The sequence below is a fragment of the Saliniradius amylolyticus genome (genome assembly GCF_003143555.1).
Taxonomy (GTDB): Bacteria; Pseudomonadota; Gammaproteobacteria; order Enterobacterales; family Alteromonadaceae; genus Saliniradius; species Saliniradius amylolyticus.
Genome location: NZ_CP029347.1, coordinates 960,317 through 986,506, shown reverse-complemented (window position 1 = coordinate 986,506; position 26,190 = coordinate 960,317). Strand labels below are relative to the sequence as shown.

General features: G+C 52.2%; 24 protein-coding genes and 1 pseudogene. 10 read left to right on the top strand and 15 right to left on the bottom strand.

Annotation, left to right across the window (positions count from 1 at the left end):
* Positions 1-5: 5 nt before the first annotated feature.
* Positions 6-887, bottom strand: a complete 882-nt coding sequence (locus HMF8227_RS04665; protein WP_109339076.1) for a DUF2306 domain-containing protein — start codon at positions 885-887, stop codon at positions 6-8.
* A gap of 115 nt (positions 888-1,002) precedes the next feature.
* Positions 1,003-2,130: a helix-turn-helix domain-containing protein gene (locus tag HMF8227_RS04660; RefSeq protein WP_239421203.1), complete on the bottom strand. Its 1,128-nt coding sequence runs from the start codon at positions 2,128-2,130 to the stop codon at positions 1,003-1,005.
* A 356-nt stretch (positions 2,131-2,486) separates the two neighbouring features.
* Between HMF8227_RS04660 and HMF8227_RS04655 the strand changes: the two are divergent.
* The 3 genes and pseudogenes from HMF8227_RS04655 to glpQ all read left to right on the top strand — a co-directional run.
* Positions 2,487-2,642: pseudogene (locus HMF8227_RS04655) on the top strand (endonuclease III); the annotation flags it as partial.
* Positions 2,643-2,666: 24 nt separating this feature from the next.
* Positions 2,667-3,050 carry a lactoylglutathione lyase gene (gloA, locus tag HMF8227_RS04650; protein WP_109339074.1) on the top strand — a complete coding sequence of 128 codons (384 nt, stop codon included), beginning with the start codon at positions 2,667-2,669 and terminating at the stop codon, positions 3,048-3,050.
* A gap of 67 nt (positions 3,051-3,117) precedes the next feature.
* Positions 3,118-4,101 carry a glycerophosphodiester phosphodiesterase gene (gene glpQ, locus HMF8227_RS04645; protein ID WP_239421202.1) on the top strand — a complete coding sequence of 328 codons (984 nt, stop codon included), beginning with the start codon at positions 3,118-3,120 and terminating at the stop codon, positions 4,099-4,101.
* 106 nt (positions 4,102-4,207) lie between these two features.
* Here the strand turns inward: glpQ and HMF8227_RS04640 are convergent, their stop codons facing one another.
* From HMF8227_RS04640 to glyA, 9 genes are all read right to left on the bottom strand, one after another.
* Positions 4,208-4,690: a phosphatidylglycerophosphatase A family protein gene (locus HMF8227_RS04640; protein ID WP_109339072.1), complete on the bottom strand. Its 483-nt coding sequence runs from the start codon at positions 4,688-4,690 to the stop codon at positions 4,208-4,210.
* 2 nt (positions 4,691-4,692) lie between these two features.
* Positions 4,693-5,655 (bottom strand): thiamine-phosphate kinase, encoded by a 963-nt coding sequence (thiL, locus tag HMF8227_RS04635; protein ID WP_109339071.1) that lies wholly within the window; start codon positions 5,653-5,655, stop codon positions 4,693-4,695.
* A gap of 2 nt (positions 5,656-5,657) precedes the next feature.
* The gene (gene nusB, locus HMF8227_RS04630) at positions 5,658-6,077 is read right to left on the bottom strand and encodes a transcription antitermination factor NusB (RefSeq protein WP_109339070.1); all 420 of its coding nucleotides are present in this window, start codon (positions 6,075-6,077) and stop codon (positions 5,658-5,660) included.
* Positions 6,078-6,079: 2 nt separating this feature from the next.
* Entirely contained in the window at positions 6,080-6,553 is a 474-nt protein-coding gene (gene ribH, locus HMF8227_RS04625; protein WP_109339069.1) for a 6,7-dimethyl-8-ribityllumazine synthase, read from the bottom strand.
* Between the two features lie 64 nt (positions 6,554-6,617).
* Entirely contained in the window at positions 6,618-7,724 is a 1,107-nt protein-coding gene (gene ribBA, locus HMF8227_RS04620; protein WP_109341010.1) for a bifunctional 3,4-dihydroxy-2-butanone-4-phosphate synthase/GTP cyclohydrolase II, read from the bottom strand.
* A gap of 56 nt (positions 7,725-7,780) precedes the next feature.
* Complete coding sequence (locus HMF8227_RS04615; RefSeq protein ID WP_109339068.1) at positions 7,781-8,446, bottom strand: riboflavin synthase; 666 nt, start codon at positions 8,444-8,446, stop codon at positions 7,781-7,783.
* 7 nt (positions 8,447-8,453) lie between these two features.
* Entirely contained in the window at positions 8,454-9,584 is a 1,131-nt protein-coding gene (ribD, locus tag HMF8227_RS04610; RefSeq protein WP_109339067.1) for a bifunctional diaminohydroxyphosphoribosylaminopyrimidine deaminase/5-amino-6-(5-phosphoribosylamino)uracil reductase RibD, read from the bottom strand.
* Complete coding sequence (gene nrdR / locus HMF8227_RS04605) at positions 9,581-10,036, bottom strand: transcriptional regulator NrdR (RefSeq protein ID WP_109339066.1); 456 nt, start codon at positions 10,034-10,036, stop codon at positions 9,581-9,583. Before nrdR ends, ribD begins: the two co-directional genes overlap by 4 nt.
* A gap of 403 nt (positions 10,037-10,439) precedes the next feature.
* Positions 10,440-11,696 carry a serine hydroxymethyltransferase gene (glyA, locus tag HMF8227_RS04600; protein WP_109339065.1) on the bottom strand — a complete coding sequence of 419 codons (1,257 nt, stop codon included), beginning with the start codon at positions 11,694-11,696 and terminating at the stop codon, positions 10,440-10,442.
* Between the two features lie 173 nt (positions 11,697-11,869).
* On the opposite strand from glyA, the gene HMF8227_RS04595 reads away from it, so the two are divergent.
* The 6 genes from HMF8227_RS04595 to HMF8227_RS04570 all read left to right on the top strand — a co-directional run bounded on the left by HMF8227_RS04595 (position 11,870) and on the right by HMF8227_RS04570 (position 17,971).
* A complete protein-coding gene (locus tag HMF8227_RS04595) occupies positions 11,870-12,667 on the top strand; it encodes an SAM-dependent methyltransferase (RefSeq protein WP_109339064.1) in 798 nt (265 codons plus the stop codon).
* A 145-nt stretch (positions 12,668-12,812) separates the two neighbouring features.
* The gene (locus HMF8227_RS04590; RefSeq protein ID WP_109339063.1) at positions 12,813-12,995 is read left to right on the top strand and encodes a hypothetical protein; all 183 of its coding nucleotides are present in this window, start codon (positions 12,813-12,815) and stop codon (positions 12,993-12,995) included.
* A gap of 21 nt (positions 12,996-13,016) precedes the next feature.
* A complete protein-coding gene (locus HMF8227_RS04585) occupies positions 13,017-14,816 on the top strand; it encodes a tetratricopeptide repeat-containing diguanylate cyclase (protein WP_109339062.1) in 1,800 nt (599 codons plus the stop codon).
* Between the two features lie 82 nt (positions 14,817-14,898).
* Positions 14,899-16,569 carry an energy-dependent translational throttle protein EttA gene (ettA, locus tag HMF8227_RS04580; protein WP_109339061.1) on the top strand — a complete coding sequence of 557 codons (1,671 nt, stop codon included), beginning with the start codon at positions 14,899-14,901 and terminating at the stop codon, positions 16,567-16,569.
* A 202-nt stretch (positions 16,570-16,771) separates the two neighbouring features.
* Entirely contained in the window at positions 16,772-17,527 is a 756-nt protein-coding gene (locus HMF8227_RS04575) for a substrate-binding periplasmic protein (protein WP_204101032.1), read from the top strand.
* An 84-nt stretch (positions 17,528-17,611) separates the two neighbouring features.
* A complete protein-coding gene (locus HMF8227_RS04570) occupies positions 17,612-17,971 on the top strand; it encodes a PilZ domain-containing protein (protein ID WP_109339059.1) in 360 nt (119 codons plus the stop codon).
* Between the two features lie 9 nt (positions 17,972-17,980).
* Here the strand turns inward: HMF8227_RS04570 and HMF8227_RS04565 are convergent, their stop codons facing one another.
* Positions 17,981-19,912, bottom strand: a complete 1,932-nt coding sequence (locus HMF8227_RS04565) for an alpha/beta hydrolase family protein (RefSeq protein ID WP_239421201.1) — start codon at positions 19,910-19,912, stop codon at positions 17,981-17,983.
* A gap of 76 nt (positions 19,913-19,988) precedes the next feature.
* A complete protein-coding gene (gene radA, locus HMF8227_RS04560; RefSeq protein ID WP_109339058.1) occupies positions 19,989-21,353 on the bottom strand; it encodes a DNA repair protein RadA in 1,365 nt (454 codons plus the stop codon).
* A gap of 241 nt (positions 21,354-21,594) precedes the next feature.
* On the opposite strand from radA, the gene HMF8227_RS04555 reads away from it, so the two are divergent.
* Positions 21,595-24,153 carry a PilZ domain-containing protein gene (locus tag HMF8227_RS04555; protein WP_109339057.1) on the top strand — a complete coding sequence of 853 codons (2,559 nt, stop codon included), beginning with the start codon at positions 21,595-21,597 and terminating at the stop codon, positions 24,151-24,153.
* Here HMF8227_RS04555 and HMF8227_RS04550 read toward each other — a convergent pair.
* Together HMF8227_RS04550 and serB are read right to left on the bottom strand one after the other, a co-directional pair.
* Complete coding sequence (locus tag HMF8227_RS04550; RefSeq protein WP_204101031.1) at positions 24,102-25,019, bottom strand: alpha/beta fold hydrolase; 918 nt, start codon at positions 25,017-25,019, stop codon at positions 24,102-24,104. The two genes, HMF8227_RS04555 and HMF8227_RS04550, sit on opposite strands and share 52 nt — an antisense overlap.
* Entirely contained in the window at positions 25,016-26,086 is a 1,071-nt protein-coding gene (serB, locus tag HMF8227_RS15165) for a phosphoserine phosphatase SerB (protein WP_239421200.1), read from the bottom strand. Before serB ends, HMF8227_RS04550 begins: the two co-directional genes overlap by 4 nt.
* Between the last annotated feature and the right edge of the window lie 104 nt (positions 26,087-26,190).

The following is a 26,190-nucleotide window of genomic DNA, read 5'->3' as shown; positions in this document are numbered from 1 at the left end:
CGACTCTAAAACACGATAGGCTCACCGCTCATTATCTTCAGTAAGAATGGAGTCAATCCTGTTATGCCCGCCATCATTAAGGTGGTCAGCAAGACTAAGACCCCCGATGCCATTATTTTTATATTGCTGTTTTTGCTTTCACAGGCATAAAAATAAAGCTGCGCGGTCGCCAGTGGCAATAAAAAGCACCCAAAAGTCCAGATAGGGAAGAAGGGATCGCCGAAGGCAGGGCTCCCGCCAGCAACGGTACCGGTAATGAAATAGCTGAACACCCCGACCCTAAGAAACCACTGGGCGTTGGACACTAAAAACAGTCGTATTGCCCATTTTCTATGGTCCGCGATATCTTTTTTTATCGCACATCTAACCGTTAAATAAGCGAAACCCAGTATTAGAAAACCATTAATGCTTGTGCCTGTCGCCGAAATCGTATCTGGGCTGGAACCTCTTATCCAGGATAGGTAAAAGCCAGACATGGCCAGGAAAAACACGGTAACTAAATAAAGATATCCATTTACTTTATGCAACGTCGGTGCTTTAACCCTTACCTGGGGGATTAATTGCAAAGCCCCGCCAAATGCGACAATACCTGCTCCAATGGCGTGAACAGCAAAAAGAAGATTACCCGCCGTATCGCCAGCCTTGTGTGGTGAGCTTCCTAGCGGTTCCCAGCGATTCCAGATTTCCATATTGTCATTAATGACTGAAAATCCGTAAAACTTGATGATGTAAAAGAAAAACAGCCATTGACCCGCCATTATGGCTAAGAACCAGAAAGCTGCTGAATATTTTAACAGCCTACTGGCCAAACCGGCTTTTGATTTCTTTTTAACGTATCCGCTTTCACCTTTTTCTGATAGCACAACGCTTTCTGATGCGACTCCCATAACACGCCCTTCTCATTCAACGAAATTCTCATCAAATTCTCTATCAAGGGGGCATTCAGGTCGTCCGAATGGGCATATTCGTACTCATTCGCACATCGTTTGCCTGTTTTTTGAGCTACCCTGGCTTTCTGAATCCGGTTGGGGTGACTCCAACTATCTTCTTGAATGCACTGTTAAAGGTCGATTTAGACTTAAACCCGACTTCATAGGCGATTGATGAAACCAACATATCGGTGTTTGCTAAAAGATCTTTTGCTTCTTCTACCCTGTAGCGGTTAACAAATTGAAAGAAATTCGTTTTCATAAACTGCGAAAGGGTCTCTGAAATGTAGTTTTCACTTACCGAGATCACCGCTGACAACCTGTTTAAGGACAAGTCCTCTTCTTTATACAGTTGCTTCCCGGTCATGGCGTCAGTCAACTTTACCGCTATTTCCTGCATTTTCTCATCAGGAAGAACAGCCTCCCTCTCTTGCACCGTTAGTCTGATAACTTCTTCAGAGGCGCCTAACTCAAGTTGTTTAAGGGCAAGGTGAGTAAATGAAACTAAGACTAAAAACTCAAACAGCGGAAGTAGTGTGTCCAGAGCAAAAAATTTAACCCCAATAAAGGTGGCTGCATAGTTCGCCGCATAAAAAAACCAAACAAGTCCCCATAAAATTAATATAACCCTGAGCCAGTCCATTGCCCGTTGTTCAATTGCAGAGTACTTCTCCATCAACTGGTTGCGATGCTTTGCATGCAGCCTGAAGGTCGCTATCAGATAGGCGAAGGTAAAGACAATAAAGGCAACGGCTGTAAACAAACACATGGATATGGCTATTTGCCATAAGTCGGGATCGCGTGTAATTGGATCTGCTAATGCCAGCTTTTGCTCCGGCGTGATACTAAACATAAACGGTATCATTGACAGGATTACGGCAATTGGCCCTAACAACACCGTAAGGTATGACTTCACAGAGTGCTTAGTCGCAGGATACATCGCCATACACGCATAAAAATACAGAGCGGGTCCCATTAACATTCTGACAGGCAACTGAAAACCGGCGATGGCTGGTGCATACTGATACACCCCCGAATAGATATAGAGCTCACCAATGATATGAATGAGTAGCAGTATCAGAAGCCCTGACAGGTAAGCGGTCTGCTTATGTTTAGGCGTGCTGAACGTTCGCACGAGCCCAGAAACAACAACTCCCATCATTCCCGAATAAAGGACCGTGGGAACCAGAGCAATAGACATAGTATTTTCCAAACCCAAAAAGTAGGTAGCAATTAGCTTTTTAAATGAAAAGTGAAAAAGGATGGCGCCGGCGCATTCTAAGCGAAAGCCTGGTTTCAATTCAATTGGGTTATCGCTTTACGAAAATGGGGCATTCTGCAGCTCAGTCAGAGCAAATCTTGAAGTAGTAACCATTTTTCACCCTTTTTCCCTGATCCCAGCCTCTTTTCACAACGGCCGATACTGCCCGCCGTGTAAATATGAACCTCGGGGGTGCTGGTTGACATGTCTCTATCATGCCTGTTTTCACCACAACCGACCATTACCGTGGCCTCCATATATTCAGCGCCCGCAATCCACCAAACTGAATGGGCGTCGAAAAGTTGCTGAAGGTGATACCTGGTAAGTTTAAGATGGATGTGTACCAATTGTTGAGCCTGCACGGTGGTTATACCTGTGTCGCGCGAAAGCCCCGCTGTGGCTCCTGCGTCATCGAGGACCTGTGTGAGTTTAAAGATAAAACCGAGGTGTGATCATCACCCATTTAAGGAGGTTTTATGCGCTTTCTGCATACCATGCTAAGAGTCGGCGATCTGGAGCGTTCGATTCACTTCTACACCCAGTTGTTGGGAATGAAGCTGCTCAGACAGTCTGACAATGAGCAATACCGTTATACCCTGGCCTTTGTAGGCTACGGTGATGAATCGGACCATACGGTACTGGAGCTGACCTACAACTGGGATCAGAGCGAATACCAGCATGGCGAGGCCTTTGGCCACATCGCCATAGGCGTAGAGGATATTTATGGTTTCTGCGGTAAGCTGGAACAAGCTGGCGTAGAGGTATACCGAAAACCAGGGCCCGTAAAAGGCGGCAAAACGGTGATCGCCTTTGCCCAGGATCCGGACGGCTACGCCATCGAACTGATTGAACGAGCCTGAGGATTCACCAGATTGTCATCGTAACCGGCTAAACTGACCGCCACGCTATTCGCTGCGGGAGATTTATTTGCGTCTGATCATTTTTTTATTCAGCCTCTGTCTGAGTCCGTTTAGCTGGGGCGACACCGCTATTATCGCCCATCGCGGGGCCTCCGCTTATCTGCCCGAACATACTCTGGAAGCGGCTATTCTTGCCCATGGCATGAATGCCCATTATATCGAGCAGGATCTGGTCCTCAGTGCTGACGGTATCCCTGTGGTATTGCACGATATTCACTTAGATACCATCACCAATGTGGAGTCGGTCTTTCCTGACAGACACCGTGACGATGGCCGCTATTATGTGATCGACTTTACCCTTGCCGAGCTACAGGAGCTTAGAGTCCATGAACGGCAAACCACTGATGGCCAGCAGGTCTACCCGCGCCGTTACCCTGGCCAGAGCCCCTATCGTATTGCCACCTTTGAGCAGCATATTCAGTTGATTCAGGGGCTCAACATGCGCAGAGATAAGGCGATTGGTTTGTATCCCGAGATTAAGGCCCCCAAGTTTCACCAAACAGAAGGACAGGATATCAGTGCCATTGTGGTGGAATTGCTCAAAAAATATGACCTTAATCACCCGGAGGCAAACCTCTATGTGCAGTGTTTTGACTTTAAAGAAGTGAAACGGCTGCGCACCGAGCTGGGCTTAAAAGCGCCGCTGGTGCAGCTTATTGGCGAAAACGATTGGCAGGAATCAGGCACCGACTACGAGTGGCTAAAAACGGCTGACGGGCTGGTCGAGGTGGCCCGCTACGCCGATGGCATTGGCCCCTGGTATCACCAGCTTGTGAATATAGAAAACGGCCAGCTGAGCACCACGGAGTTAGCCAGACTCGCTCATCAACAGGGCCTGCTGGTCCACACTTACACTTTACGCGCCGATCAGCTGCCCGAGGATGTGAGTTTTACTCAGCTATCGGACTACTTAATAGACACCCTGGGAGTCGATGGGATCTTTACCGATTTTCCGGATCGGTTGGTTATACACCAAAAGCCTGGGAGGTAATCCTTAAGATGGCGCTGTGCGGCAGGGATGCAGCAGAGGAGCCCACACAGAGGTTTTATAGCGAATCGATGAAGATGTGCCTCCCCGGCTCTAATCAACTGCCCTCTTACAGCCAACCTGCCCACAATAGCCCATGCATACACAACAAGGCGAATATTCCGGCCAGAATGTCATCCAGCATAATGCCCAGTCCGCCATCGACATGACGGTCCAGCCAGCGTATGGGCCAGGGTTTTACAATATCGAAAAACCGAAACAACACAAAGCCAGCAACCAGATTCAGCCCGGTAGCCGGTACAAGCAGGAAGGTAATGAAGATGCCGGCAAATTCGTCCCAGACGATGGCCGGATGATCGTGCACGCCCATCTTATAGGCGCTGTAATCGCAGATCCAAATTCCAAGCAGACTGATGGCAAGGGTGATAGCCAGATAGATCAGGCTGTCGGTGGGGGCACACAGCCAAATCAGCGGCAAGGCCGCTAAGGTACCTGCAGTGCCTGGCGCCTTAGGGCTGAGACCACTGCCCAGACCCAGCGCCAGAAAATGCACCGGATTCTTAAGCAGATGGGCGCTGACCTGGCTGCTCACGGTTAACTAAAGTGCTCGTAGCCATGGCCGCGAGAGGAATAAGGTTGCTCCCCATGACGCAACTCGACCTTGCCGGTTTTGCCATTGAGTTGGCCGATGCAAGTGGCACTCACACAAGCCGCCGCCAGAGCTAACTCCAGATTGCCCTTCTGCTCTTCAGATACGGTAAACAAAAGCTCATAATCGTCGCCGCTGTTAAGGGCATATTCAAAGGCATCCTCTTCGGACACCGAGGCTCGCATCGCTTCGGATAACGGCAACTTCTCAAGCTGAATGGATGCGCCACACCCTGAAGCATGCAGGATATGGTGCAGATCGGCCACCAAGCCATCAGACACATCGATACAACTGCTGGCTATACGGCGCAGGGCTGTGCCCGTTAGTACCCGGGGAGTAGGAGTTTGAAAACGCGTTAATACCTCATTACGGGCGTTGAGCGGCAGCTGACGCTTGCCGTTTAGATAGTCCAGCGCCAGTCCCGCATCGCCCAAAGTGCCCGTAACATAGAGCCAGTCACCGGGCCGGGCATGAGAGCGTGTCAGGGCCTGCTCGTTCGGAACAAAACCCTGAGCGGTAATCGTAATGCTTAAAGGTCCACGCACTGTATCACCGCCGATCAACTGAACGCCGTAATACTCACACATTTGCTGGATGCCATTGGAAAAGGCATTCAGCCAGCATTCGTCCACCTCAGGAAGTGACAGCGACAGGCTGACCCAGGCCGGCTCCGCCCCCATGGCTGCCAGGTCACTGAGATTCACCGCCATCGCTTTCTCAGCAATGGCTTGTACCGGCGTATCTTTGGGAAAGTGCACACCCTCGACCAGCGTATCCGTGGTAGTACACAAGCTCTGACCTTCGGGCACCTGAGTGACCGCACAATCATCGCCAATACCTACCTCAACATCACGGCGTTGGTGGCTTCGGGTACGAAAGAAGCTATCGATAATATCGAATTCTTGCACGACTACTGTTCGTGTTGGCGGAGCTTTCGGATGGCTTTATCCAATACCCCGTTAACGAATTTATGACTTTCGTCGGCGCCAAATACCTTGGCCAGCTCAATCGCCTCGTTGATAACCACCCGATAGGGAACATCCAGACGATGCTGAAGCTCATAGGTCGCCATGCGCAAAATCGCTTTTTCCACCGGATCCATTTCTTCCGGCAAGCGTCCTAGGTAGGGTCGAATGGCCTTATCCAGATCTTCCGACTGTTTAATGACCGAACGCAATAATTCCTGAAAGTACTCCAGGTCCACCTCTTCCATCTGATTGGTGGTAGCCAGATGTAACTCAATCTGGTTGGCGGAATTTTGAGTCATCTGCCATGAGTAGATGCCCTGCAGGGCAATCTCTCTGGCCTTATGGCGAGCAGCGGGTTTCAACCTCAGGCTCCTTCAATCTGGTCAATTACATTTACCATTTCCAGCGCACCCATGGCCGCCTCGGCACCTTTATTTCCGGCCTTAGTGCCGGAGCGCTCGATGGCTTGCTCAATGGAGTCTGTGGTGATCACGCCAAAGGCCACCGGCAATTCTGCATCCAGAGATACCTGTGCCAATCCCTTGTTACACTCGCCAGCCACGAAGTCAAAGTGGGGAGTACCACCTCGGATCACCGCGCCCAGAGCGATAATAGCGTCGAACTTGCCGCTGTTGGCCAACTTTTTGGCAACCACCGGCAGTTCATAGGCCCCGGGCACACGAACCAGAGTAATGTCCTGTTCGTTAACTTCACCTACTCGTTCCAGTGTATCCAGAGCGCCATCCACCAGGCTTTCCACTACAAAGCTGTTAAAACGAGACACCACCAGAGCAAATTTTTTGCCGGTGGCACGCAGATTACCTTCAATGATATTCATGTCGGCCTTCCTGATTCAAAACGGCGCGTATAGTAGCATAACACGCCAGAGTTTTAGGATATTTTTAGGAAACGAATTCCACCACTTCCAACCCGAAACCGGACAGGGCATGGTATTTTTTAGGCTTGCTGAGCAGTCGCATTTTCTTCACTCCCAACGAGGCCAGGATCTGACAACCGACGCCTACGGTGCGTGAGGAGCCATCCCACTTATTCCCCGCCGACTTCTCGCCTTTATCCTCAGCCTCAAACTGCTTCAGGGTGGCGATCAGTTCGTCGTTGGTTTCGTCTTTACCCAGCAGCAATAACACGCCACCTTCGTCGGCAATGCGCTGCATGGCCTGAGGTAGGCCCATACTGCGGTCCAGCGAGCGCTGCGAACCGAGCAAATCGCTGAAGGTATTATGCAAATGAACCCGCACCAACGTGGGATCGTCGGGTGAAACTACCGTGTTTTTCAGCACAAAATGCAGTTGATTGTCGATCACGTCCTTAAAGGTAATCAGATCAAACTCACCGTAATCGGTAGGTAGCTTGCACTCGGCTACTTTCTCAATGGTGGTTTCGTTGAGATTCCGATACTCGATCAGATCGGCAATAGTGCCAATCTTGATGCCATGTTTTTCAGCGAACTCTTCCAGCTGCGGACGACGCGCCATGGTGCCGTCGTCGTTTAAGATCTCTACGATCACCGCCGCCGGTTCACACCCTGCCAGCCTTGCCAGATCCACGCCGGCTTCGGTGTGTCCCGCGCGGTTCAATACACCACCTTCTTTGGCGATGAGCGGGAAAATATGCCCGGGCTGAACAATGTCTTCGGCAGTAGCATCGGCGGCGACCGCGGCCTGTACCGTTCGCGCACGGTCGGCGGCAGAAATCCCTGTAGTCACCCCTTCGGCGGCCTCAATGGACACCGTAAAATTGGTGGAAAACTGGGCGCCGTTGTTGGTGACCATCAACGGCAGATTCAGACGGGCACAGCGTTGTTCGGTCATCGGCAAACACACCAGCCCGCGGGCGAAGGTGACCATAAAGTTGATCGCCTCTGGGGTAATATGCTCGGCGGCCATGATCAGATCGCCTTCGTTCTCCCGGTCCTCGTCGTCCATCAGGATCACCATCTTGCCCTGACGAATATCCTCGATTATTTCCTGAGTCGTGTTTAACGCCATAAATTCGCTCAATTGTGTAGGGTAAATTCGATGCAGCCAGGCTGCCTGTTGTTATTTTAGCGGCCTTTCAGATAACCGTGTTCGGCCAGAAACGCCATGCTGATATCAGACTCATCGCTCTTTGCGGCTTTATCGCCTAACAGCAACCGCTCCAGGTAACGGGCCACCACATCCACCTCCAGATTGACCTTAGTGCCCACCTTGTAGGTACTGATGTTGGTTTCCTGTAAGGTGTGAGGAACCAGGGTCAGCTTAAAGCTGGCCCCCTTAACCTCATTGGTGGTCAGGCTTACGCCATCTACGGTAATAGAGCCCTTCTCGGCGATATATTTCGCCAGCTTATCCGGGGCCTTGATCCAGATCTCCACCGCCCGGGCCGTCTCGGTAATGGATTGTAACTCACCGACCCCATCCACATGGCCGCTGACAATGTGGCCGCCAAAACGGGAGTTGGGTTGCATGGCCTTTTCCAGGTTAACCTGATCGCCAGTCTTATAATCGGTAAAGCCGGAGCGCTTCAGTGTTTCCACGGACACATCGGCGGCATAATAATCACCACCGAATTCCACCACGGTCAAACACACGCCATTAGTGGCTATGCTATCACCGAGGGCAACATCGCTCATATCCAACTTGCCGGTGGAGACTTTTAATCTCACATCGCCGCCGGTTTGCTGCATGGCGGCAATGGTGCCTACTGCTTCAATAATGCCTGTAAACATAATGGTTCTACTTTTTCTGGTTTTGAGGTAATACCCGGGCCGTCAGCCTCAGGTCCTCGCCTACCTGACGGATGTCGCTCCAACTGAGCGAGAGAGCTTCATTCATATGGCTGAGGCTGGGCATTAAACATAACCCTTTAGCCTTATCACCCATCAACTTAGGTGCCTGATACAGCATTAGCTCATCCACCAGATGCTGCTGCAATAGTGCTCCGGCGAGTGCCGCGCCCGACTCCACCCACAGATGATTGACGCCGCGCTGTCCCAACTCGTTCAATAGCGCAGGTAAGTGTACCCGCGGCGTTTTGTGATGACATTGCCACTGACTGACATTGCTATCAAACCGCCAGTGGTTCGGCTTCTTATTGGCCAGCAGGATCTCTCCCGGCAGCGTAAACAGCGTTAAATCCGGCTGCATCTGATTGCGGCTATCCACAATCACCCGTAGGGGCTGGCGTACGCCCAGGTCATCTTCCAACCCCAGCGCGTTAGCTGTTAGCCTGACATTCAGTGACGGGTTATCGATCAGTACCGTGCCGGAGCCGGTTAAAATAGCGCAGGCGCTGGCCCGGTGACGCTGCACATCCAGCCGGGCCGCCTCACTAGTGACCCACTGACTGTGGCCATTTTCCAGCGCCGTCTTTCCGTCTAAACTGGCGGCCAGCTTCAGGGTGACAAAGGGTTTGCCGGTGCGCATACGGGTCATAAAACCTCGATTCAGCGCTTCGGCATCGGTTTCTAGTAGGCCGTGCTCGGCAGCAATACCCGCATTTTGCAGCAATGCTAAGCCTTTTCCTGAAACCTTCGGGTTAGGATCGGTGCCCGCCGCTATCACCCGCTTGATGCCTGCCTCGATCAGCGCTTCGGCGCAAGGCGGGGTGCGGCCATGGTGACTGCATGGTTCCAGGGTGACATAAGCAGTGCCGCCGCGAGCTCTGTCGCCGGCCTGTCTCAGCGCAAACACCTCAGCATGAGGGCCACCAGCCTGACGATGATAGCCTTCTCCGGCCAGATTACCGTCGCTGTCCAGGATGACACAGCCCACTGCGGGATTGGGCGAGGTGGTAAACTGGCCCTTACCTGCCAGCGCAATGGCCCGGCTCATCCAGTGGTGATCGGCCTCGCTAAAGGCGGTCATTCATTGTCCCCCAGACGGGCAATCTCTTCGCCGAATTCGCGAATATCTTCAAAGGAGCGATACACAGAGGCAAAGCGCACATAGGCCACCTTATCCAGCTCTTTTAGCGCGTCCATGATAACGCTGCCGATAAACTGACTGGTCACTTCCCGCTCACCGGTGGCGCGGAGGGTGGATTTCAGCCGGTTTATGCACTTCTCGACCTGCTCGGTACTCACCGGCCGGCGCTCCAAGGCACGCTGTAATCCCGCTCTGAGCTTGTCCTCGTTAAAGGGTTCACGAGAGCCATCGCGCTTAACCACACGGGGCATGACCAGCTCGGCGGTTTCAAAGGTGGTAAAACGCTCATGGCAGTTAATGCATTCACGGCGGCGGCGGATCTGATGGCCGTCGGCCACCAGTCGCGAATCGATAACTTTGGTTTCCTGCTCGGAGCAAAAGGGGCAAAACATGGCCTTTCCTGCGCTTGATCTTTCTGCCGCTAAATTACCAGAATTGGCGCTGAAAAGCAGCCACTAGCAAAAGAGTCTTCCGTTAATGCTAATTCACTTGCTTGTGGTGTTCTCATCAGCTCTGTAGTAATGGTTGGAGAATAGAATACAAGATGAAAATATGATTAAGCCGACACGACCATGGCGAAATCATTAAGGGGGTGTTCTAAAGCAGACCCTGTGCGACAAGGAGGCCGCACAGGAGCCCCCAGGGAAGGGTCTACGGCGAGTCTGCGTAGAACGGTCCCTTGATGGTGTGTTCGCGGTGCCTGACTGACCAGCTATTCCTCACAGGGCGCCTAAATAAAAAAGCCGGTCAGAGACTAAGCTCTGACCGGCTTCATTTTGGACCTAACGATAGTTATTACGCGTAAACCGGGAAAGCCTTACAAAGCTCAACCACTTCGCCTTTAACGCGTTCGATCACTGAGTCATCGCCCATATTATCCAGCACGTCACAGATCCAGCTACCCACTTGCCTGGCCTGCTCTTCCTTAAAGCCTCGGCGGGTAATGGCCGGCGTACCAATACGCAAACCACTGGTGACAAACGGCGAGCGAGGATCATTGGGTACTGCGTTCTTATTCACGGTGATATTGGCCCGGCCCAGCGCTGCATCGGCGTCTTTACCGGTGATGTCTTTGTCGATCAGATCCATCAGGAACAGGTGGTTGTGAGTACCGTTAGACACCACCTTATAACCACGCTCCTGCATCACCTCAACCATGGCCTTGGCATTATCCAGCACCTGCTGCTGGTAAACCTTAAACTCGGGCTCCAGCGCTTCCTTAAAGGCTACCGCCTTACCGGCGATCACGTGACACAAAGGACCGCCCTGATTACCAGGGAATACCGCGCTGTTGAGTTTCTTGTACAGGTCTTCATCGCCGCACGCCGACAGAATCAAACCACCACGAGGACCCGCCAGAGTCTTGTGGGTGGTAGTCGTCACCACATGGGCGTGTTTCATCGGGCTGGGATAGAGGCCAGCAGCAATCAAGCCTGCCACATGAGCCATATCCACCAGCAGGTACGCGCCCACTTTATCGGCAATCTCGCGAAACTTCGCCCAGTCCACAATACCGGAATAAGCCGAGAAGCCACCGATGATCATCTTAGGCTTGTGCTCAAGTGCCAGAGCTTCCACCTGCGCGTAATCGATCTCGCCGGTTTCTTCATCCAGGCCATACTGAACCGCGTTATAAGTTTTACCGGAGAAGTTGACATGAGCGCCATGAGTCAGGTGACCACCGTGAGCCAGGCTCATCCCCAAAACGGTATCGCCAGCATCCAGCATCGCCATAAAGGCCGCGGTATTGGCCTGAGAACCGGAGTGAGGCTGCACATTGGCATAATCGGCACCGAACAGCTCTTTGGCGCGCTCGATGGCTAAGTCTTCGGCGATATCCACAAATTCACAGCCGCCGTAGTAACGCTTGTGAGGATACCCTTCGGCGTATTTGTTGGTCAGTTGTGAACCCTGCGCTTCCAGTACCCGGGGACTGCAATAGTTTTCCGAAGCGATCAGTTCAATATGGTGTTCCTGACGCTCATTTTCCTGTTGGATGGCTTTCGCCAGTTCCGGATCAAAATCCGCAATGTTCATATCGCGCGACAGCATGACATCTCCTCAGCTTGGCGGGGTGAAAAAAGTGAGGCCATATTCTAGCCATTTTCCCGCCCTTGTACACTAGTGGAATATAGAATCAATGGTTTGCTCTTAGAGCGATTCTTGGGATACTTCCCCTGTCATTTAATTCGTAGTGGTTAGACATACCCAACAAGGAGAGTCTCATGCCCCCATCCTTAGTCTGTGTCGGCACCGGCATGACCCTGGGCGCCCATATTGCCCCGTTGTGTCGGGATTACATTGAAAAGGCCGATGTGGTCTTCTCGCTGATGTCCCACGGCATCACCGAAAAATGGGTCGAGGAGATGAACGCCGATGTACGCAGCCTGCAGCCTTATTACGAAGAGGGTAAGTCCCGCAATGATTCCTATCAGGAAATGGTGGAAGCCATCGTTGAGGAAGTGCGGACCGGTAAGCGGGTAGTGGCCGCCTTTTACGGCCACCCCGGTATTTTTGCCTGTGTGGCCCACCGCGCCATTAACAAGGCCCGCGATGAAGGCTTTGTCGCCCATATGGAGCCGGGTATCTCGGCCGAGTCCTGCCTGTATGCCGATCTCGGCATCGATCCGGGCCGTGTGGGCTGTCAGCACTACGAAGCCAGCCAGTTTATGTTTTATCAGCGGGTGGTGGACCCGGCTGCCTACCTGATTTTATGGCAGGTAGGGCTGGCCGGAGACCAGTCTCTGGGCAAGTTTTCTACCGGCGCGGAATACCGGCAGGTGTTGGTGGATATTTTACTTGAGACCTACCCGGCCGAACATGAGGTAGTCCTGTATCAGGCCAAGGTACTGCCCATCGACGAGATACGAAACGAGTCGGTGGCGCTTGCCGACCTGCCCCGGGCCGAGCTTTATATGCACACCACATTAGTCATTCCGCCGGCGCAAAAGATGCAGGATAACCCCAGAGTCCGCCAACGGCTTAGGGCTCTGGATAGTGGACTCAAGCTAGTGACCGATTGAAATGAGTTGCACAGATGATTGACTGGACAAACGTATTCAAGCTCATACAATGGTTTTTGGCTCTGGTAAGTGGTCGTAGAGCCGGAACTTACAAAGTGGCGGTACTCAACTGCTTCTGCACCGATCGAAGGACAAGGAGAATAATATGATTTCAAGAGTTCAAGAACTGGAACAACTGGGCGCCAGCGCCTATGCCAATCAGGATGTCATTGCCGAGCAATTAATGGCAAGCTGCAACGGCCATCAGATGTGTCTTATCACAGAGCCTGACGATGACGATCCGAATAAGAAAGACAAGCAACCCGAGAAGGAACGCAATGTTGCCTAGGCAACGAGGCGTCATAAACTGATGAGACCTGGCAGCATTAATAATCAATGGTGGTCCATCGGGCTGATATTGATATTAATGCTGCCACTTTCCCCCCTACTCGCTCAACCCAGCACACCAGCAGAGCTGCTGGACGAGGCCAACCGGGTACGCAGCCAGAACCCAGATAAGCTGGATCAGTTACTGGCACAGGTTAAACCCCATGTGGATTCACTTTCAGAAACCCAGCAAGCCAATTTTGAATACCTAAGCGCTTATAATACGGCCATTCATGGTCAGCCCCAATTGGCGATCAGTGACCTGGAACAATTGATTCAACGCATTGAGTCGAATAAAGACGGCGCGGGGCAACAACTGCAGAGAGTCTCAATTCGCGCCAAGGGCACCATTGTCAATCTATTGGCTAATTCCAAAGTTGATGACTGGTACAGAGGGTTAGAACTGATAGAAGAACTTCATCAATTGGTTGAACCGCTTTCCTCAGATGATCAACTTTTCCAGATGGCGTATATTAATACCGCTATTTTCTATAACCATTTGGAGCAATACTCGCTCGGCTTACCCTATGCCCGCGCTGTCACTAAAGCGAATACGTCTATACGGTTACAATGTTTTGCGTACCGCCTTATGTTGGAAGCCCAGTTAGCCCTTGGTCAGCTATCCGTTGATTCCGCCGAGTTTAGCGAGGGCAAAGCGGTGTGTGAACAGGCTAACGAAGAGCTCCCCGTGCAGATATTTAACGGTCACCAGGCTAAGGTGTACATTGACCAACAGCAATACTCGCAAGCGATTGCCCTGTTAAATCAAAACCTGCCAGTCGTTGAGTCTATCGGTTCCAAGGCCTTGATAAGCGTTTTTAACAGTCTTCTGGCTAAAGCCTACCTTGAGACCGGCGCACTCAATCAGGCCAGAACTCATGCCCAGAAGACTCTTGGGCTCCTTGAGGACTACGGCAACACCGAGTCAAGAATCCGCGCCTATGAGGTACTGTATCAAATCGCCAGGCAGCGTAATCAGCCGGCTCAGGCGCTCAATTATTATGAGCAATACGCCCAGGCCAATCAGACCTACCTGGACGATATTCACGCCCGCAATATGGCCTATCAGTTGGCGGTGCATAAAGCCACCCAACAACAAAATAAGATTGAGCTGTTAAATAAAGAAAATACCCTGCTGCGCACCCGCCAAATTCTGGCGCAAACCGAGGCCGAGAACACCCGTTTTGCGGTGCTGTTTTTGATTCTGGCGGTGCTGGTACTGGGGCTGTGGCTGTACAAGAACCACACTACCCAGAAGCGCCTCAAAGCCCTGGCCGAGCGAGACAGTCTGACCGAAATTTCCAACCGCCGCCACCTGCTGCAAGCGGCTAAATACGCCCTGGAGTACTGTAAAAACACCCGTCAGATTCTGGGTATTGTGGTGTTCGATTTAGATAAATTTAAATCCATCAATGATCGATTCGGCCATGCCACTGGCGATTGGGTACTTAAGCAGGTCGTGGCCACCTGCCAGAAGGTCAGCCGCCAAAGCGATATTTTTGCCCGCATCGGCGGCGAAGAGTTTTGCTTTGTGCTGCCCGGCTGCGATAAGGAGCACTGTCAGAACTTTGCCGAAGAGTGTCGCCGCGCCTTGGAAGAGGTGGTTATCGAAGAGGATGGTCATCGCATTCGGGTCACTGCCAGTTTTGGTGTCACCGATACGCAAAGCAGCGGCTACAACCTCGATAAGCTCATTGGTGTGGCCGATAAGGCCATGTATAACGCCAAAAACAAGGGGCGTAATCAGGTTGTGGTGGCCACCGCCCAACCCGCAACCGCCTGAGACGCTCCTGACGCCCGCAACGCTTGTTCTGGTCCGTCCCCTCCAATACAATAGCGCCCTCACTCAACACCAGTAGAAAGCTATGGCTCAATACGTATACAGCATGCATCGGGTAAGCAAAATCGTGCCCCCGAAGCGTCAGATTTTAAAAGACATTTCATTAAGTTTTTTCCCCGGCGCCAAGATCGGTGTTTTGGGCCTGAACGGCGCTGGTAAATCCACTCTGCTGCGCATCATGGCCGGCGTGGATAAAGAGTTTGAAGGCGAAGCCCGCCCTCAGCCTGGTATCAATATCGGCTATCTGCCGCAGGAGCCGCAACTGGACGAGTCCAAAGATGTGCGCGGCAACGTCGAAGAAGCCGTGGCCGATGTAGTCCACGCCTTAAAACGCCTGGATGAGGTGTATGCCGCCTACGCCGATGAAAACGCCGACTTCGATGCTCTGGCCAAAGAGCAGGGCGAGTTGGAAGCTATTATTCAGGCCAAAGACGGTCATAATCTGGACCACGCCTTAGAGCGCGCGGCCGATGCCCTGCGCCTGCCGCCCTGGGACGCGGATGTATCCAAGCTCTCAGGGGGTGAACGCCGCCGTGTTGCGCTGTGCCGTTTGCTGTTAGAAAAACCGGATATGCTGCTGCTCGACGAGCCGACCAACCACCTGGATGCCGAGTCTGTGGCCTGGCTGGAGCGCTTCCTGCACGACTACGAAGGTACCGTGGTGGCTATTACCCACGACCGGTACTTCCTCGACAACGTAGCCGGTTGGATCCTGGAACTGGACCGTGGCGAAGGCATTCCCTGGGAAGGTAACTACTCATCCTGGCTGGAGCAAAAAGAGAAGCGCCTGGAGCAGGAAGCCAAGACCGAGCAAGCCCGTCAGCGCTCCATTAAACAAGAACTGGAGTGGGTTAAGACCAATCCTAAAGGCCGTCAGGCTAAGAGTAAGGCGCGTCTGTCACGCTTTGAAGAGCTGAACAGCGGTGATTACCAGAAGCGTAACGAAACCAACGAGCTGTTTATTCCACCGGGCGACCGTTTGGGCGATCAGGTGATCGAAGTGGAGCACCTGAAAAAGTCCTATGGGGATCGGGTGCTGATCGACGACTTAAACTTCAGCATGCCGAAAGGCGCCATTGTTGGCATCATCGGTCCGAACGGTGCCGGTAAGTCTACCCTGTTTAAGATGCTCAGCGGCACCGAGCAGCCTGATGACGGTGAGATTAAGCTGGGCGACACGGTCAAGCTGGCCAGTGTGGATCAGTTCCGCGATCATCTCGACGGCGACAAAACCGTCTGGCAACAAATCTCTGACGATCAGGATGTGATCCGCATCGGTAATTTTGAAATCAACAGTCGCGCCTATGTCAGCCGCTTTAACTTTAAAGGCAATGACCAGCAAAAATACATCAAGGACCTGTCCGGAGGGGAGCGCAACCGGGTGCACTTAGCCGAGCTGTTAAAGGCCGGTGGTAATGTGCTGCTGCTCGATGAGCCCACCAACGATCTGGATGTGGAAACTCTGCGGGCACTGGAAAACGCCCTGCTGGAATTCCCCGGCTGTGCCATGGTTATCTCGCACGACCGCTGGTTCCTGGACCGGGTAGCCACCCATATCCTGGACTACCGCGACGAAGGTCAGGTGAACTTCTACGAAGGCAACTACACCGACTACGAAGCCTGGCTCAAAGAAAACTTTGGTAAGGATGTGGTCGAGCCACATCGCTTGAAATATAAGCGTATTAGTAAGAAATAAGATACCGGGGAGCCAGAGAGCTCCCCTTTTCCTACTACTCAATCAGACGAGTAAAATGGCAACTTGCAGGTGCCATTCTTAACACCTTGTTGCTATTTCAAATAACGGTTTAATTTATCAACGTTCTGGAAAGTCACTTTAGACTCTCGTAAAATGGTCAAACTTTCGCCGCAGTAGTTGTACAGGTGAGTCTATTCGCTGTTTGACCGTCGTTCTATTATTTCTCTGTTCTTTTTCTGGTCATACCGGGCCGGCGGATGCCAATGTACAAATGTGTGTGGATCACTTCCCTCCCCGACAAATCCAGACCCCGGATGGCCATTGGACAGGCTACAGTGTCGCCGTGGTTCAGGCGATTGCTGACAGAGCCAAAGTCTCCCTGACGTTCACCATCAATACCCCCTTTGGTCGCTGCCTGAAGTACATGAAAAGCGGAGAAACCCAGATCATGTCTGGCTTGCGTCGAACGGATGAGCGCCTTGAGTATATGCACATGGAGCCTTATTCCATTGCCAGTACCAGCTTATTGTTTTCCAGGACCGCTTCCGAACTCAATATCAGCCAGCCCAGACAACTGGCCGGTCTCATCGTCGGTGTCATGCGGGGCTTTACCTACGCCAAGGAGTTTGAACGGATGCGTGATCATATCCAACTGGTGGAAGTGGGAAGTTTAAGTGCGGGCTTTGGAATGCTCAACAAAGGACGCATCGATGTGATGATGGCCACTGACTACTATGGCTATTACCAGATGCAAAAGGAACATTCGCGAGGCCAGTTTAAAGTGCAGCCTCTATCCTTCACTACCGATTCTCCGGTTTACATCGGTCTGTCTAAGGCAGGCTTATCTGACGATATTAGCCTACGACTTCAGGACGCGACCCGGGCACTGCGAAAGGACGGGACAATCCAAGCCATTTTACAGGCCCATAAGCCGCAAGTGGTGAGCACTTCGAACTGACAAAGCCGGCGAATCGCATAGCCAGTTATCAATAACCATAAAACCGACTATGCTTTTTCTACGCTAAGTAACTTTAAACACCCTATGGATCGCCGACACTTTACCCGCATTCCTTTCCCCGCCCCCGGTGAAGTTCGCCAGGAACAACTGGTACTGAGTTGCCAACTGGACGACCTCTCCTTAAAAGGCGTTTTGCTGGAGTGTCCCGACAATACTCAGCTCAACCCTGAGCTACCGGTATTACTCAAGCTGACCCTGCCTAATAATGAGCCCATCATTCTTGAGGGAGATATTCGTCACCAAGAGGGTGAGCAACTCGGCTTGCATATCACCCTGATAGACATCGATAGCGCCAGCCGCCTGCGCCGAATTGTGGAATTGAACACCGGTGACGAGAGTTTGTTAAAGCGCGAACTCAGTAAGCTATTAAGCGATAGCAGTTAGTGAATTGAATCATTGCAGATGCTCGCCTAAAAATGAGTCGAGTTCTTTAAAAACCCGATGCCGGTTGCGCTGAATAGAAAGGTAATGGTCACCATTTTCCAGCTCCACATATCTTACTACTTTGCCTTCATCTTCCAACTCATCAGCAAAGTCCTCACTCTGGTATACATCCACTACACGATCGTCCTCTCCATGTAAGAGCAATAGAGGCGTTTTGATTTTGGATACATAGTAATAGGGTGAACGTGCTTCAAGATCGTCCCAATTATCGCCGATCTGGTTTTTCACAAACGCATAATTGGTATAACGACGACTCTTACTTACAAGGTCTTTAAGATTGAACACTCCGGCAAAAGCCACCGCACACCTGAACAAGTCTGGAGCTTTGACCGTTGCCATCGCAGCCGCATAACCACCATAGCTGGCCCCAACAATGCACATTTTCTGGGCATCCGCTATTCCCTTATCGGCAAGCCAGAGTGCAGCATCGGTAATATCATCCTGCATGGTTAAGCCCCAGCCTTTCATCTGCTCCATGGCAAATTCGTAACCATAGCCCGACGAGCCACGAAAATTGGGCCGAAATACCGCGTAGCCGCGACTGGCGAAAAAAGATGTCCAATAATCAAACCCATCCATGTCCCTAGCTCCGGGACCACCATGAGGGTGAATAATAGTGGGGAAAGGCGCTTGGTGTCCGATTGGCACAGTCAGGTAGCCCTCTATTTTGGTCCCATCCCGCGCGGTATAGGTCACAAGCTCATGCTCTGGTAACTCAGCCTGGATCAATCCTGGATATTGGGAGAATAAGAACCCTAGCTCCCCTTTGCCTCTGTGGCCAAGATAATAAGCCCCCGGCTGTGAGTCACTCTCGGTATACAACAGATAACGTTGTTCATCACGGCTGAAATCGACCAGAAAATTACTGGTCTCAGGTAAGGCATTATCTACGAGAGCCTTAAAGCTTTTGTACTCATCATCGAAATAGACCCGTCCACCTGTAGCATTAGCATTCAGAATACCGATGACTTCACCAGTTTTATCCGAGTACAACAGCCGCCCATCAACATCATAATGTTCATCCGCGAACACCAACTCACTCTGCTGAAGACTCAAGTCCATCTTAAACAGTGCCTGTTTGTCATCTAGGTACTTGGTGTAATAAAGAATATTGGGGTCGAGCCCGAAGCCTCTGATGGTGATGGCTGGGTCCTTCATTGCGTTATACTCAAAAAGAGTCTTCCAGTCATCTTCTGCATTGAAACGGTGCATGATACGAGTTTGACCATCATCATAGTCAACCGAGCGCCCGATACGAACCCGATGTTGCTGATCAGTAAACCACTCCCTTATTCTCATCTTGCCTCTGACTAATCTTTCCGTACTGTTTCTTTTATTGATATTGACTTTGTACACGGAGGGTTGCAGAGCCTGGTCTAAATCAAGAGCCATCAAGATATGGTCCGGATCGTCAGGTAAAAAATCAACCACTGTGTCTTGGTACTGGGAGTTGTGCTCATTGCGCAGAGAAGAGGTTTTGGGTTCAATAACAGCTCGCGGCTCAACGTCTACTTGATCTACGTCGACTGCAACTAAGCGGGTTTCTCTGGTGTCTACGCCATACCGATTCCAAGCGTAGCTTAACCCCACTAGTAAAGTCTTATTATTCGCCCAGCGAAACCATCGGATACGGACATCTTCATTATCTGTGCGCACCAACAGTTTGCTACCGTCTCTATCCAGATGAATCATTCTCAAAACCGCCATCTCGGGTTTCTGCAGGTTCTGGATCATCGCCAGCTTGCTACCATCGGGCGACAGTTTCGGGCTCGTGTATTTGGGGAGAGCACTAAAATATTTGACTGGCAGGGGGTCAGAGAAAACGACTGACGTCATCAAAGCCGTCAGCAATGTGACGACTCTCAAGTCCATCCTTAACATTTGAAACTCCTTTTAAAATCAACCAACTATACTCGACGACGTAACCTAGCGATTTTCAGGTCTAAGGTCAAAGACTCTATAGTAATTCCAACGCCTCGGATAAGCGCTTAACCCCGCTCACTTGCATCCCTTTGATGGCTGTCTTGGGGGCATTGGCGGCCGGTACGATAGCACGGGTAAAGCCGTGTTTCGCCGCCTCTGCCAGGCGTTCTGTGCCATTGGGCACTGGACGAATTTCTCCGGCCAGCCCGACTTCCCCAAAGACAATCAGTTCCCTAGGCAGCGGTTCGTTACGAAAGCTCGACACCATGGCTAACAGCAGTGCCAGATCGGCGCCCGTTTCCGCGACCTTGACCCCGCCGACCACGTTGACAAACACGTCCTGGTCATTCATTTGCACATTCCCATGACGGTGCACTACCGCCAGCAACATGGCCAACCGGTTTTGCTCCAACCCCACCGCCAAGCGCCTGGGGTTAGCCATCTGTGAATAATCCACCAAAGCCTGTATCTCCACCAGCAAAGGACGGGTCCCCTCCCAGACAACCATCACCACGCTGCCGGGACTGGGCGCGTCTTCACGGCTCAAAAAGATGGCCGAGGGGTTACTCACTTCCTTTAGCCCTTTATCAGTCATGGCAAACACGCCCAACTCATTAACGGCTCCGAAACGATTCTTATGCCCACGCAGGGTACGGAAACGGCTGTCCCCGTCCCCTTCCAGCATCATGGAGCAATCGATACAATGCTCCAGAACCTTGGGGCCTGCCAGGCTACCTTCCTTGGTAACATGACCAACGATCAGCATCGCAATATGATGCTGTTTGGCAAAACGGGTCAGAAACGCGGCGCTTTCACGTACCTGGGAGACACTGCCCGGTGCCGATTGCACATCGGACACATGCATCACCTGGATGGAGTCGATCACCATAATCTTCGGCTTGTGATTGAGCGCCAGATCACAAATCGTCTCCACATTCGTCTCTGCCAACAGCTTTAAAGTATCGGTGGGTAAACCCAGACGGTTGGCTCTGAGTGCAACCTGTTGTAATGACTCCTCCCCAGTGACATACAAGGCTTGTTGCTGGGCAGCCAGATAACACATGGTCTGCAGCAACAGGGTGCTTTTACCCGCGCCCGGAGAGCCACCGATCAGGGTGGCCGAGCCCGGCACAACACCGCCCCCCAACACCCGATCCAGTTCCCTAAAGCCGGAACTGAATCTGGGTAAGGCCTGCAGATCAATTTGATCTAAGGTCTCCACTTTACTGGCAATCGCGCCGGCATAACCGCTGCGGCGACTGGCGGTATTTTCTTTTGCCGAGGCGATCACGAACTCAGAGATAGTGTTCCAGGCTCCGCACTCGTTGCACTGCCCCTGCCAGCGGGGAAACTCTGCGCCACAATCTGAACATACATAGGCTGTTTTTCGCTTTGCCATCGAGGTTACCGTTACAAAATTTGATTCAGTATATCAATCCAACGTCGAGCAGACAGCGTGTCTGTTACTCAACCTGCTGATTAAGCCAATAAAAACTTATATATTTAAGCAAGCTGCCGACACTAATGGTAAGTTGACGCAACAAAGGCTTGGGAGCGATGACGCAAAGAGCACACCGACGCCCGGCCCGAGAGCCCATTTCAGCCTTAGTGGCTAACAACCTGATACTTTGATCCGGATTATGGCCAACACCACTCCTTACGACATCGAACATTACTTGCCACTGATTGAGCGGCTGAAACCAGCGGTGAATACGCCTGATTTTGAGCGTATTCTGAAAGACGCCACTGCCGAACATCCGGATCATCTTCGCTTCCTGATAAAAATGGAGCTGCAACGTCAGGGACGTCCTTGCCAGAAGGCCATCGATCTGCGCACCGTTAGCAATAACCCTTGCCGGGAGTATCAACATGACGGTGTCACTCATTTTATGGATGAAACTGCCATAGACGTGTTTGAGCAGCAATTGAGGCGCTTTGGCGACTACACCCTGGGGGTGTATGAAGCGGTGACCGACCCCCGCCCCGAAAGCCCGCAACTGGCCACACAGCCTCAGGAGGACAAGCAAAGCCGGCCGGCCCAGCCGCAAACTAACCCGCTGGATGGCGTCGATCTTAGCTGTCAGGTGATCAACACCGCCCAGTTCCATAAACGTGATGAAGAACGCATGAATTTTTCTCAGCCTGTGGAACTGTTTACCCAAGCCAATGAATCGGCTCACGCCATTAGTGTGGATATTTCCAATAAAGGACTGAGGGTTAAAACCGCCGATCCTGTGCCCTTGCAGCCCGATCAGGAAGTGGTGGTGTATTTTCGGGAACTGACCCGTCAGATGGGCAGCAAACGCCCGGAGGGCATTACCTACAAAGTCATCCGCGAAGAACAGAAAAGTCAGGAAGAGCGTTATATAAGCCTGAGTCGGGTGGTCAGTGATAAACGCCAGGGCGATGATTTTGAGCGCTTTCTTAGTAGTTATATCCGCGGCAATAAGGGCCGCTATAAGGTAAATCTGGATAACACCCTGCAAGCCATCCTGATCCGCGGCTATGAACAATACTACATTCCACAGTTCACTTCCCTGCCGGTATTCATTGACCAACTCGCGGACCAGCCGCATCCCCGGTATATCCTGACCAATGACAGTAACCGGGAGCTACTCAGCTATTTCCAGAACGAGCAACGCCAGCAGTGCCTCAGTCATCTGCTCAACGAGACCCGGTTGGCCTACTGGACTGGTCAGAAAGGGAGTTTCCATACCTATTTGTATTGTTTTTCTCACAGTGCCCGCGACAAAACCCAGTTTTACTCGGCAACCCGCGAGGAGCTGGACGAACATCCCGAACTGCGCAGCACCTTTCTGGGTTGTGGCGCTCAGCGTGCCAGTTGGCGGGTATTGAAGGTTCAGCTCACTGCAATAACTCCCGATGAGTGCTACTTTCCATCTTCTCTACCCGATGATGTCAGCGATAAGGTGAAAGAGCATAATGCGCCGCCAACGCCCCGGTTAATGGCACGTCTTAAAAACCTCAAACACCTGGTGTTATTGACCGACATTACCACTTCGGTCAACGCCTTGAGCTATCAGAAGCGCCAGGTAGATCGTGACAAACTGAATCAGTTAGCCCGGTTTCGGCACCCCCCTCAGACTCCTGAAGCGATTCAGACCTTCCGGTTCCAGTACCAGGAACTTCGCAAGCAATCGCGTTTTCTATTACGCACGCCAGTGAATGTCGATACGGGCAAAAAGCTGGTCACGGGTACAACCGAGGATGTATCGGTCGCGGGGGCACGTATCGAGCTCAACGAGCCTATGTCGTTGGAGCCAGGCAGCCGGGTATTTCTGGACTTTCCTTCTCTTCAGAAGATCGCCAAACAATATAACCTGCGCCACTTAGAGTATGAGGTTCGTCATATCAGTCCTAACCGGCGTGTGGTCAGTGTTCAGGTCAGAAGCAACCGTAACAGCGTCTCCAAGCCGTTTTTCAGTACCCTGATCAAGCAAAACCGCAAGCAAATGCGTCTGCTTGATGCACAGGAGGACAGCCTGGGCATCGGTGAGGCGCTGCGCAATATATACGCCCGTCACCTCTGCAATACACCGGTATACCTCCAGCGGCATGGTGCCCATTGGCTGCCGGACAGCCTGCTTCAAGCCGAGGGGGGCACTCAGCCTCTCTATCACCTGCTTACACGCAAGGCTCCAAGGGGCCGGTACAATTTTGCCCCCTTCTATCGTCAGAACAAAGAAGGCACACCACTGCTGGAGGGTTGGATTCAACGCATCAAACCTCAGGATAAGCCGGTCACTTATGAACTGATGGCGGCATTGCAGCCTTCAGATCGCGAGCCCAAGACACAGACGGATCTGCGCCTGAGCACCGAGTTTGGCGATGATCGCGCCCGCAAGGAGTTTATCCAACGCGCCATCGGCAATGGCGGCTTTGTGGCGCTGGTATTGATGCTCAGCAAGACTGGCAAGCCCGACGCTGGCAAACTGGATCTGGAACTGGACTATGTTAACGACTATGCGCCCCACCGCGCCAGGGAGCTGCAGGAGCGTTTGTGGAATGTGGAAGTCATGGCCGATCTGGTGGACATCACCGATGAGTGTCTGAGACGTTATGGCTTTGATGAACAGGCCGTTCGTCAGAATCACAAAGCCCTGACCGGCCCCGCCTCAAAGCCAGTTCAGGCTACCCGGCAATCCACAGATGAAGCAGCCAGCCAGCGTGCTACCTGAGGGAAGTGATCGGCCTCACAGTCTCTGTGAGTCAGAATGTTGATATGGTCATAGTCGTGCTGGTAGCCACCTGCCCGACTCAGGGTGGTGCAATCCTCACGGTCAAAACCACACTCACGGGCAAACAACAGCATATCGTCGGCATGCCCCAAAACCTTATCGGCCCTGCCGGTGATAAACCAAGTGCGGGGCAAAGCAGCACGCTCGAGCACCTGATGATAATCAAAACCGTCGCAGGGCTCTTTCCAGGCATCCTTACGCACCCATTCAGAGACGCCTCGCAGATAATTAGCCGTTTCATTATCAGCGCCAATCTTCAAGTCACGGGCAGGAAAATAGCCTACTAACCGGCTCACCAACGGGCCCAGGCGATGCCAGATCAACTCCAGTTTGAATAACCGTTCCATATTGCGTACCCGGATTCGACGCTTGGTACCAAACATCACCTGACGGCTGATGCCTTGTGCCAACTCTGGAAAGCGCAGCAAGGACGCCATTAGCATCACACCGCCCCAGGAATGCGCCAACGTTCGCAGAGGACTGGCATAGCGCTGCTGTAAGTGAGAGATCGCTTTGGGAATATCTTCAACAATACTCTCATGCTGTCCGTATTGATGACCCCGGCGGATAGTCGGTCGGCTTAACCCCCGCCCCCTTAGGTCCAGGACATAAACATCTAATCCCTGACGCGCCAAATAGGGGGCCAGTCCCTGTCCTTTATGACTGTAGAAAATACGACCATTTTCGATGGCGCCGTGAATCATCAGTACCGCCTGATGACCGTCCCTCGCTTCAGGAGCAATTCGCCGAAGATGCAACCGATAGCCATTGCCGGTTAAAAACTCTGAGGACTGAACGGGATTCATGCTGGATCGAGCAGATAGAGCATTTCTTCCAGACCGCCGAAACGAATGGCGCTATCGGCCCGAGCGCCCACCACGGGCTTGGCGCGATAGGCCACACCCAATCCAGCCGCCTCCATCATCACCAGATCATTGGCGCCATCGCCCATGGCAACCGTTTGCCCGGGAGCAATATTCCACTGCCGAGCCAGCTCAGTCAGGGTCTGTGCCTTAACCTGCGCATCCACAATACGCCCGTCCACCTCGCCGGTCAGCTTGCCATCGGCCAGACCCAGCACGTTGGATACCGCCGCATCCAGCCCAAGACGTTGTTTAAGATTATCGGCAAAATAGGTAAAGCCACCAGAGGCGATGACCACTTTCCATCCATGATGTTTAAGCCGTTGGACCAGAGTTTCAACGCCGGGCATCAGAGGCATGGCGTCCTGTACCTGCGCGAGTATGCTTTGATCGGCACCTTTCAAACACGCCACACGTTCTCTCAGGCTCTGGGCAAAGTCCAGCTTGCCCTGCATGGCTTGCTCGGTCACTGCGGATACCTTATCGCCAACGCCTGCCAGCTTGGCCAGCTCATCGATACACTCCATCTGGATCACCGTGCTATCCATATCCATAACCATCAGGCCGGGCTTGTTGAGGCTCGGTGCCTGACGCAACAGATTCAGCTCCAGTCGATGTTGACGACAAACGGCATCCAACTGTGCCGTCTCGAATTTCGCGGGCACATCTAATACATCAAACACCACCGCTAAGCCCAGCGGATCGCCGTCGAGCCAACGAGGACGAAAAGCCCCCAGCGTCAATGTTCCGTCTAATGCCAGCTGAAGTTTCTCCAGCTTAGCCAGGGTCAGCGCCGGAGTCCGCACCACCAGCTGAGCAGCGGCGACTTTCTCGGGGGTAAACTGGCTGCTCGTCAACGTGCAGGCAACACCGCCGAGTTGATTCTCGGGCAGGTTCGTGCAAACCGCACTGGGCTCCTGAGCACCAAGCTGAATCTGTTCGATGGCTAACAATTGGCGCAAAAAGGCCGAGCTGTGTTTTTGACTGTCGGAAAACTGCAATTGAGTCACGTTGACTCCCGATGAATAAGGATGTGCTGCATTCTACCCAAAGCCAGTGCAAGCCCCAAGACACTCGTGCTCTTAGTTATACCAATCCGTATAGATCTTGCTGA